The 10,211-nt window shown below is 43.9% G+C and carries 7 protein-coding genes and 1 pseudogene; 3 read left to right on the forward strand and 5 right to left on the reverse strand.

Features of this window, described 5'->3' with window-relative positions:
* Positions 1-195 (forward strand): reverse transcriptase N-terminal domain-containing protein (locus tag H6G97_RS37595; RefSeq protein ID WP_190945792.1); only part of this gene is annotated, 195 nt, incomplete at its 5' end.
* Between the two features lie 665 nt (positions 196-860).
* Here the strand turns inward: H6G97_RS37595 and H6G97_RS37600 are convergent.
* Positions 861-1,208: a hypothetical protein gene (locus tag H6G97_RS37600; protein ID WP_190945793.1), complete on the reverse strand. Its 348-nt coding sequence runs from the start codon at positions 1,206-1,208 to the stop codon at positions 861-863.
* A 621-nt stretch (positions 1,209-1,829) separates the two neighbouring features.
* Between H6G97_RS37600 and H6G97_RS37605 the strand changes: the two genes are divergently transcribed.
* Together H6G97_RS37605 and H6G97_RS37610 are read left to right on the forward strand one after the other, a co-directional pair.
* The gene (locus tag H6G97_RS37605) at positions 1,830-3,044 is read left to right on the forward strand and encodes a lipid-A-disaccharide synthase-related protein (RefSeq protein WP_190945794.1); all 1,215 of its coding nucleotides are present in this window, start codon (positions 1,830-1,832) and stop codon (positions 3,042-3,044) included.
* A 340-nt stretch (positions 3,045-3,384) separates the two neighbouring features.
* A complete protein-coding gene (locus H6G97_RS37610) occupies positions 3,385-5,148 on the forward strand; it encodes an ABC transporter ATP-binding protein (RefSeq protein WP_190945795.1) in 1,764 nt (587 codons plus the stop codon).
* A 269-nt stretch (positions 5,149-5,417) separates the two neighbouring features.
* On the opposite strand, the gene H6G97_RS37615 is transcribed toward H6G97_RS37610, so the two are convergent.
* The 4 genes and pseudogenes from H6G97_RS37615 to H6G97_RS53640 form a co-directional block, all read right to left on the reverse strand.
* On the reverse strand, positions 5,418-5,588 hold the full coding sequence (locus H6G97_RS37615; RefSeq protein ID WP_190945796.1) for a hypothetical protein: 171 nt from the start codon (positions 5,586-5,588) through the stop codon (positions 5,418-5,420).
* 181 nt (positions 5,589-5,769) lie between these two features.
* Entirely contained in the window at positions 5,770-8,742 is a 2,973-nt protein-coding gene (locus H6G97_RS37620; protein ID WP_190945797.1) for a bifunctional diguanylate cyclase/phosphodiesterase, read from the reverse strand.
* Between the two features lie 151 nt (positions 8,743-8,893).
* Positions 8,894-9,475 (reverse strand): annotated as a pseudogene (locus tag H6G97_RS53635) (DUF3991 domain-containing protein); the annotation flags it as partial.
* A gap of 75 nt (positions 9,476-9,550) precedes the next feature.
* On the reverse strand, positions 9,551-9,850 hold the full coding sequence (locus H6G97_RS53640; protein WP_242055829.1) for a hypothetical protein: 300 nt from the start codon (positions 9,848-9,850) through the stop codon (positions 9,551-9,553).
* Positions 9,851-10,211: the final 361 nt, after the last annotated feature.

Here is a 10,211-nt window from a genome sequence, read left to right on the forward strand (position 1 = left end):
CGCCGACTCCAAAAAACACTGATGAGGTCTTGGTCAGCCAAGGCTATATCTGTCCGCAAAGTAACCCAGGATAACCAAGGCAAGAAAACCGCAGGCGTTGACGGTATTAAATCTCTCACACCCAAGGCTAGACTTGAATTGGTTCTCAGCGTACTGCTGTTTGCTTACCAGTGCTATAAAAAACTTACTTTCTAAGGATTTTATGACAGTCAAGCAGATATATTATTTGACACCCAATAATCCTACTGCATAAGGGTTGCAGCTAATTTGGGCTGTGCAACTAAAGAAAGGCGCGATCAGTAGATTACTTATGAGAACTGGTGTTCTGGTAAGCCAAATTCTCATAAGTAAACTCGGAAGATTGGGACGGTGTAACGGGTTGGGAGATTGAAAAAAACCTACAACCGTGCATAAAGACGATGTAGGAAAGGAGTTTGCGAATGCTTAACATTCTTTAACCTTTTAGATTGTATGGAAGGATTTGGAATGGGTTTTATAACTGCGGGTGGATATCCAGCAAGTGTGAGGTTATAGTTTATTTACTCATGAAAAGATGATTTCTTATAAGCGAGATTCTCATAAGTAAACTCTGAAGGTTGGGACGGTGTAACGGGTTGGGGAGATTAAAGAAAAACCTACAACCGTGTGTAACGGTGATGTAGGAATGTAATATGACGCGATGAATGTTAGACATTTTCTAACCTTTTAGATTGTATGGAAGGCTTTGGAATGGGTTATATAACTGCGGGTGCATATCCAGCAAGTATAGGGTTATAGTTCATGTAAATGGGTATAGGTTATAGAAACTACGATTTCCCAAACCTATTTCTCCCAAAGCGATCGCCTACTCCTTACGCCGATTAGTTTCTCCCTGCCTTAAAGCCTTCCCCACTTAGAAATTCTTCATTTATCAGCAACAGAATTTTATCTGTGTCCTTACCCTTGTTGGCATAGCTGGCAGGGTTACTGGGGTCTTTCTTGTTCTCCATACCGAATTTCGCGTTATGGCTAATCACTCCATCTTTGTGCTGCTCAATCCAATCGCGTACCAGCAAACCGTTACAGCCTGATAAATCCCTGAGTGCTTGGTTAGTAATTGCTAGGCGATCGCCCTCTCCAGTCGCCACAGTATCGTTATATAAACAGATTGCCTGATAAGACCTGCGGATTTTTTCTACAGCTGCTAAGGTCGTTTTGCTCCCCCACACCTGGGCATCGGTTTTGGCAAGCCAGCCAATCTCTTCCTTTGGTTGTGCAATTTTGGCAGGTGGTACTTACACTGATGTATAAAAATAAACTGTAAATTATCTTTTGGAGTATATCTCCTTTAGGTTAATACGTGTCATGAAGGGACGCTCTACTGTGATTGGGTACAGTAGGGTGTTTTTTTTTGGCGATCGCTTCCATCAGACGGTTACGCCATCACGCTCTGGCCAAAACAGACTACAGGCGATCGCAAATCGCCAACAGTAAAAGAGCTAGTGGGAGCGTCAATTCAGCTTTTGGTGCGGTTAGGCTATCTTATTGACAAAAGTGCAATTACCTGAACCTCTCACGGATGGTATCTGTGAGACTTTTTTGTTTTGTTTAAGTCCCGATAATCTACCTGTAATAAGGCACGACGCATAGTGCTATAAAAAAGTAGTCTATTTTTTACGGGTTGAAAGAGGTCAATCAACGGCTTACGGTAGCTTTAAATCCAGTCTCCAATTACTAAAAATCCTTTATTCCGTTCTGCGACACTACCTCAGTTCTTTTTATTCTTTGGCCTACTCAGCCAATGTAGGTAAAAATCTCACCAAGCATTTTAGACCTATCCAAATCCCAAGATGCCCTCTAAGCGAATCTTATTTATCAGTAACGGCCACGGAGAGGACAACCATACCTCTTATGTTATTCAGACCCTGCGCCAATTGTGTCCTTCTCTGGAGATGGCAGCAATGCCGATTGTGGGGGAAGGTAAAGCTTACCGCAACTTGAACATTCCTATTATTGGTCCGACCCAAACGATGCCCTCTGGAGGATTCTTTTATATGAAGCGCCTCTATTTGCTCAAAGATTTTCAATCGGGATTGATTGGGTTAACGTGGCGACAATTACAAGCAGTGTTGCAGTATGCTCCCGACTGCGATTTGATTATGGCTACTGGAGATTTTGTCTCCCAGACATTTGCTTACTTAACAAAGCGCCCCTTCGTCTCCTTTATCTCTTGTCTTTCTGCCCTCTACGAAGGGCGGTTACGGCTCAATCCGCTTCTGTGGCATGACCTTAATTCTTCCAGATGTCTGGCAGTTTTCACCAAAGAATCCTATACAGCTTATGATCTCCAACGGCAAGGTTTAACTAAAGCTCAGTTGGCTGGCATTCCGGCTTTAGATTGGCTCGTCCCTACTGGCAAAGACTTGCACCTGAAACCGGACGAGAGAGCGATCGCTCTCCTACCAGGATCACGGATGCCTGAAGCCGCGCGAAATTTTTGTTTGCAGTTGCAACTAGTGGTAGAAATCGCCAAGATAATGCCTGAGTCAGGATTACAGTTTCGTGCAGCCTTGATACCGGATTTGATGAAGCAACTAGACGACATCGCCAAAGGTCAAGGTTGGCAACTAACTGAAGGCATACTCACTTATTCTCCTCCAGGAAATTCTCCTGACGAATCACCAATTGTGGAAGTGAGATGTTATTCAGATGCTTTCAGCGACATCCTATGTTACTCTACTCTCGTCATTGGTATGGCAGGGTTGGCAGTGGAGCTAGCTGTAGCGATCGGGAAACCTATCATCCAGATTCCCGGAGAGGGCCCTCAATTTACCTATCAATTTGCAGAAGCGCAAACACGGCTGTTGGGCACAAATGCCCAAACCATCGGCACCAAGCCAGCAACTCCTGAGATTCTCAAGCAAGCAGCTCGACGAGTAGTCGAGACTTTACAAGATTCAGACTACCTCGCTAAGTGCAAAGTAAATGGCCGTGAGCGATTTGGCTTGCCCGGTGCATCTGAGAGAATTGCCCGCCTTCTGCTAACCTATTTAGGAGAAACTTAGTAGAAATTACTGCTACTGCCAAATTTCAATAATGAAGGTAAGGATAACAGAATGCAGTTACTACAGCGAGTTATTAAAAAAAAAACATCTAGTATGGGGGCAAAAAGATGTTATGTCTTATGCTGCTAAAACTTGTGCAAAGTTGCTAATTATTGCATTTGGTAATCATTTATTTATGGTCATAGTGTGCCATCTTCCAATCAGATGGACAAGTTAATACAGCCTCAAGAGTACAAAAGTTTATCTGCCAAGGTTGCACAACAAGTTTTGAGATTGTTGGATAAATCATGGAAGGGATACTTTGCAGCGCTAGCACAATATAAGCATACAGAATTGAACTATGAAAGTCCGCTCTAGCTACTGGCAACTGTTGCCTTATCTCTGGCCCCAATGGCCGCGGTTAGTTCGGGGGTTGGCTTGTATTTTAGGGTTTGTGTTGCTCACCCTAGCAATACCCTATTTAGCAGGTAAGGTCGCTTTGTTTCTTGGTCAGGGAAATGTTACCCAGATTGCCTACTGGCTCGGACTAGCCACTTTAGTATTTTTGGTTCGAGGGTTTTGTCAATACGGGCAGAATGTCTTTATGATAGCTGCTGCTCTGGAAATGGTTTTAAACTTGCGTAAGCAAGTTTACGCTCACCTGCACAAACTCGGATTGGATTACTTTGAAACCACACAGACGGGAGACCTCACTTATCGCCTAACTGAAGATATCGACCGGGTAGGGGAGATTGTTGACAAGTTATCCCATCAGTTTCTTTCCAATCTCTTGCAGTTAATTGTGATTCCGCTTTACATGCTCTACCTGAATTGGCCGCTCACGCTTACAGGTTTGATTTTGGCTCCCTTGATGGCTTGGTTGATCGGAGGATTTGGTCAGCGATTACTCGTGCTATCTCGCCAGAGTCAAAATCAGGTTTCCAATTTGTCAGCACTGCTAACTGAAGTATTTGGCGGTATTCGTGTGGTTCAGGCTTTTGCGGCACAAGAGTATGAAGTGAAGCGATTCAATCAGGAAGCAGAATCCAATCGTCAGGCTCAGTATCGCACTCAACAACTCAAATCCATTCAGTTTCCTGTTGTCGGTTTTTTGGAAGCAGTTAGTATTATGCTGCTATTTTTATTGGGAGGATGGCAGATTTCTCAGAATCAGCTGACATCTCAAGGGTTTATCAGTTTCTTAGCTGCTGTGGCTTTACTGATTCAGCCAATCGACATGATGATTAGCAATTACAACGAGTACAAACAGACCGAAGCTTCCGTCGAACGCATCTTTGAACTGATGGCGAAGCAGCCTAGCCTCAGCGAAAAATCCAATGCAAAGGAAATGCCACGAGTTATGGGCAAGGTAGAGTATCGTCACGTCGATTTCGCCTACAATCCCGACCAGCCAGTACTCAAGGATCTTTGCCTAGACGCTTCTCCTGGTGATGTCATTGCCTTGGTTGGTTCTTCTGGTGCGGGCAAATCGACATTAATTAACCTTTTACTTCGCTTTTATGACCCTCAGAGGGGTCACATTCTGGTTGATAATATTGATATCCGCGACGTTACACTCACTAGCCTGCGCCGTCAAATTGGCATTGTTCCCCAAGATGTTACCCTTTTTTCGGGAACAATCGCCCAAAATATCGGTTACGGTCAGGAAAAATTAGATTTAGCAGCGATTGAGTCAGCAGCAAAGATTGCCAACGCTCACTCCTTTATCACCCAGTTTTCCCAGGGTTATCATACTTGGGTAGGCGAACGTGGAGTTAACCTATCGGGAGGACAACGCCAAAGATTAGCGATCGCCAGAGCGATTGTCAACGATCCTCGAATTCTCATCCTGGATGAAGCTACTTCTGCCTTAGATTCGGAGTCAGAAGCACTAGTTCAAGAAGCGATCGAGCGAGTGATGCAAAACCGTACCGTGTTTATTATCGCCCATCGCTTGAGCAGCGTTCGTAGGGCTGACTGCATTCTCGTACTAGAACAAGGACAGTTGGTTGAAGCTGGTACTCACACCTCCCTCCTGGCTAAGGAAGGACGCTATGCCCGTTTTTATGCCCAACAGTTTTATTCTACAGATGAGGGAGGAAGCATCGGTGAGAGGTTAAGATAAAGCGTATTTTGTCAATCAGTTAAAATACTCAAAATAACTTAAATGCTCATTATCAATTTCATCTTTTTCTTGACTGCCACATATCGTCATTCTTTTTGACTGCCACAAATTGGTAAACGTTAGAGAGTTCGTCGAAAAAAACTTCGTATACGAACTAAAAACTTACCTCAATGGCTTAATTTTGGCTTCTTTATGTATTATCAAAAATTGACTCCCATTATGGCATCTCAATGGCAAATGAATGGAAGGAGTGAAAATTCATTTCTCAACTAATTATCACTATTGAGAATTAGGTTTAAAACTGGCTCAATTTTGGCATGGGTATGGCACAGTAATGGCAAATCAATGGAAAATGCCAGAATTTCTGCATTTTTAAATGTCGTAGTGATATTATGCTCCAGCCAAAAATTAATATCATTTCCTGACGCACAGTACGCCATAATTGGCAGAAAGTTTTTTGAGTCAAAACTGATTTTTTAGTCACAGCCATTGAGAAATACTACTAAATTGCTACATAAAGACTACAAAAAAGATTTTTTGGGAGGCTACTATGATTAGTTCATTCATTCATTTATTCAGTTATGGTATAGATTTTCTGTTCTAATGATTCTCATACCCCCATTAGAGAAAGGTGTTTCTCATGAGCAAAGCTTCGGCTGCCTGCGGCGGTAAAGGTCTAGACAAGAAATAACCCTGTCCGAATTTACAGCCGAGGCGCTGCAATTGTTCGATTTGTTGTAACGTTTCGATCCCTTCGGCAATCACTTCTAACCCTAACTGGTTGCTTAACGTTACAATCGTTGAAACGATTTTATAGTTCTTGTCGCTTACCTGCATATTGCTCACAAAAGAGTGATCAATTTTCAAAAAGTCAATGGGCAAACGGTGAAGGTAGCTTAACGAAGAATATCCCGTACCAAAGTCATCAATGCTGATTTGAACACCTCGCTCTCTTAAGCTGGCGACCAGCTTAATCGTGTCCTCCACATTGTCGAGCAACATACTTTCAGTGATTTCTAGGGTTAGGCAACTGCTATTTAAGCCTGCTTTCACCAGAGCTTGTTCCACTTCATCCAGAAGATGAATTCCCAAAAAATCTCTGGCTGAGAGATTAACGCTGATCTTCAAAGCGGTATTGCTAAACGCTCTTTGCCACGCTGCAAGCTGTTGACAGGCTGTATGGAGCATCCAACTATCTATGGAGACAATTAGCCCTGTTTCTTCAGCCACCGTCAGAAATTCTCCAGGAGCAACGAGTCCTCGCGTTGGGTGCTGCCAGCGAATTAATGCCTCAAATCCTACTAGTTGCCCATTGTTTAACATTATGATCGGCTGATAGTAAACAAGAAATTCTTGACGTTCCAGGGCTTTGCGGAGGTCGTTTTCTAGATGCAGCCGCTTCATCGCTTGGGTATGCATTTGTGCATTAAAAATTTCATATCTGGCTCTGCCTTGGGCTTTAGCTCGATACATCGCAATATCGGCATCGCGAATTAGGTCAGAGACTTGCTCGTAATCTTTCGTACCCCAAACAATGCCAATGCTGGTGGTTATAAAGACCTCATGCTCTTCTAGCACCAAAGGAGATTGCAGTTCAGCGAAAATACGTTCAGCCGTTTTAACTGCCTCTTGAATGCCTTTAATTTCTTCCAGCACAAGGACAAATTCATCACCTCCCAGACGCGCTGCCAGGTCGGTAGAGCGAATGCTCTCCTGGAGCTTGTGGGCAAAGCTAATCAGCAGACGATCACCTACTAGATGTCCTAAACTATCATTAATTACTTTGAAGCGATCTAAATCCATAAACAGAACGGCAAAATGGTACCCATCCACACGCTTGGCTCGATTGATTGTGAGTTCCAGCCTTTCCATCAACAAATTGCGATTAGGTAAATCGGTCAAAGCATCGTGTAGCGCATTGTAGATCAGCTGTGCTTCTGTTTGTTTGCGATTGCTGATGTCTTGAAAAGCGGCGATTGCATAAGCGATTTGTTCCTGCTCATCAAAGATCGGCGTTGCCCATACCTCTAAGGAGATCACCCGATTGTCTCGATGAATTTCAATATCTTCTGTTTGAACCGTTTCACCCCTAAGCGCCCGCATCGCTGGCAGGTCTTCAAGCGGATAAGGCTGCGATGTGCCAGCTCGATATTGTTGAAACGTATCGATGAGATTCCACTTTTCGGTATTGGGAAGTTGATTAATGTTAAGCAGCCTTTGCCCAATGCGATTTACGTAAGTCAAATGTCCAGCCTGGTTATGGACTGCAACACCTACAGGTAATGCTTCTAGAAATTGCTTCACGCGGCTTTCACTTTCTAGTAGTGCCTGGTTTAGTGATCTCATCTGCGTGAAAGATTTCTGTAGCTGTAACGTCATCTGGTTAAATGAGCTTGCCAGCTCTTTAACTTCACGGATGCGATCAGCAGTGATCGTTTGCTGAAAGTTCCCCTGGGCAATTTCCTTTGCCGCATAATTGAGCTGCAACAGGGGGCGAGTCAGCCAACGGGTGGTCATTATACCGAAGTAGGTGGCGATCACCAACGCGCCGATGCACAACACAATAGTGGTGCGTGTATTGGCGTGAATCTGTCCCATAAAATCGGATTCTGGCACAACAACAACGATGAGCCAATCAAGTCCCCACTGATCTTGATAAGGAAAAACTTCAATAAAATACGGTTTGCGGTCTATCAAAAACCGAAGCTGCTTTGTTGTATTAATCCCCTTTAGATTACTGAATTGTTTGAGAAGATAATCAGTTGCTGTCTGAAGCACGGCATTATTGCTCGTTGCTACTGTCATCCGCTTGGTTTTACCATCTTTCCCAATTAAAAAAGGTTGCGGTGCAGTAGAGCTAGCTACTAATTCACCATTTCGCTCTAGAATAAACGTCTGTCCAGATTGCCCAACCTTGAGGCTGTAAAGAAACTCACTAATGGTTCCCAATGCCAAATTATTACCTATAACACCCTGCAAATCTCTGTTACTGTTGAGTACTGGAGTACTGGCAGGTAGATCAATGCTTGGTCTGATTTGGAGTGCAAAAATATTTCCCCACGTTGGAGTTCTTCTGATGCTCGCAGCCTTGTACCAAGGGCGCTTTCGCACGTCAATAAAATTTGAAATCACTGATTTAAATGCTGCTAGCTTCCCCTGTGTGCTTGCGTTATAAACTTTAGCCTCAGCAGGAGGCAATTCTCTTTTAATAAAAATAAGTGAATTATCGTCTAGCCGTTGCGCTGCGATGAACCTCCCTTGAGGATTACCAAAGAAGACCGTATTAGTCGATTTAAACGTTTGAAGCTGATGCCAAAAATGGGTTCCTAAAGCGGCAAAATCATCTGTTTTCAGTTCACCAGTGCGGATGAGTTCTAAATTAGTACGGTTGATCAGGTGGGGGGTGGCAAGCTCAGTGTCTAAATGCTGACGAATTCGAGCAACCACTTCACCTCTAAGTTGGGCTGCAAGATCGTTGACTGCCTGCTCTCCATTTCGGTAAGAAAGCCACCCGGTAATACTAACGGCGATCACAATCTGTAAAACAAAGGGAAGAATCAGAACCAGCCGTAAAGGAGCCCTATAAAGCAGCATACGGACTTTAGCTTTAGTGCCTTTCAGCCTCATGGTAGGTAGTGACCTGGTTTCCTAGTAATAGGTATCACCGTAGCAGTTGCTATAGCATTGTTTCAATGTGTTTTTCACGGCTAGAAAAACTACATCAGCACTACAAAAAGGCTTTTAATTAAAGACTCAATTCATCATCCTGCTGGCGTTGCTGTTGCTGCTGTTGCCTCAACTGCTGCCCATAATCAAGTAGCTGCTGATTCCAATCATGTGCCTGAGATTTTTTGATTTGGGACTGTGGCATTAGTTCTAATACACGCTGTGCCACCGCATCAGTGCTTTTATCGTTACCAAACGCCACCAGTATATTAGGAACTTTCTGCAATCGCTCAAGTGGTAAGCTCTTGATGTCATCAATAGCCATATAAACTGTTCTTTCGGGTGGGACATCGCCCCTGATAAGATATTCCAGCATGGCTCTTGAAATAGCATCGATGGGGGACTTACATAGAATCGCTGTTGAGGTAAAATCATTAGCTTTACCCCCCAAATGGAAGTAAAACCAGCAAGAGCGGCGTTTGGTTCCTTTCTCGTATCCCTTAAAAGTGTTGTTCTCTCCCCTAGTTCCTCTTAGGAATGCACCGTTACGTTGACCATCAAGATTTCGCATGACGAACACAGCATTTTGTTGCTGATCAGCGTAAACTAGCCCCTGGTTATGAAGCATTTGCACACAATCAGAGGGAATGCCCCGAAATTGATTGAGGTAATGTTCAACGGCAGTCCAATTGCTTTTATCTTCAACAGGTGGGGCGAATTGGGAACGTGGTTCAGTCTAGATAATGTCAGCCGCTCTGTTCTTAACGTGAGCGATCGCTGCACGTTCTACGCCAGCTGACCCGAATCGCTCATCTAACCAGACAACCGCCTGCCGAAAATTGCACTGATTAACGTGCATTACCAAATCAATCGCACCGCCTGAGCCTTTGGAGTGTTCGGGAGCAAAGTCATAGAATTTGGGCCCATCTATATTAATGATGTGTCCGTGACCCTTCCATTTTTTTTCCTCATGGTGTAGCCCCAACTCCCAGGCGACATCCTCTAAGGGCAAGTCGCGCAGTTGTTGGGTTTTCAATTCCAGCGATCACACAATTTCTTCTAGCCGTTGTCGTTCCTTCTCACTGGCCCTCGCCCGTTGCTCTGCCCTTTCTAATCGCTGTTCCATGAACTTTCGGTCAGCGAGTTGGTGGTTAATTGCCTGGAAGTATTCATCAGACTGAATCCTGTCTACATAACTCCTAGCTGATTCAAACGGTGTGGGCGCTAATTGGTTATTTGTAATGACTGCGGTGAGTGGTTCACTGTTAACGGCTTGGTAATATTTTGGACTTTGGACAAAAAGAAGTAGTTCGCGGAAACAATACGAACAAGCGAATAATTAATCTTGTTTATAGTTACCAGAAGAAAAAAAGCATAGCCACCAGATCCCCAACGAG

The sequence above is a fragment of the Nostoc flagelliforme FACHB-838 genome (assembly GCF_014698065.1).
Lineage (GTDB): Bacteria > Cyanobacteriota > Cyanobacteriia > Cyanobacteriales > Nostocaceae > Nostoc > Nostoc flagelliforme_B.

Bases quoted from the DNA above. Each gene is read 5' to 3' on its own strand.
- H6G97_RS37605 (WP_190945794.1), top strand. From the start codon at position 1,830: ATGCCCTCTAAGCGAATCTTATTTATCAGTAACGGCCACGGAGAGGAC.
- H6G97_RS37615 (WP_190945796.1), bottom strand. From the start codon at position 5,588: ATGGCGTACTGTGCGTCAGGAAATGATATTAATTTTTGGCTGGAGCAT.
- H6G97_RS37610 (WP_190945795.1), top strand. From the start codon at position 3,385: ATGAAAGTCCGCTCTAGCTACTGGCAACTGTTGCCTTATCTCTGGCCC.
- H6G97_RS37620 (WP_190945797.1), bottom strand. From the start codon at position 8,742: ATGCTGCTTTATAGGGCTCCTTTACGGCTGGTTCTGATTCTTCCCTTT.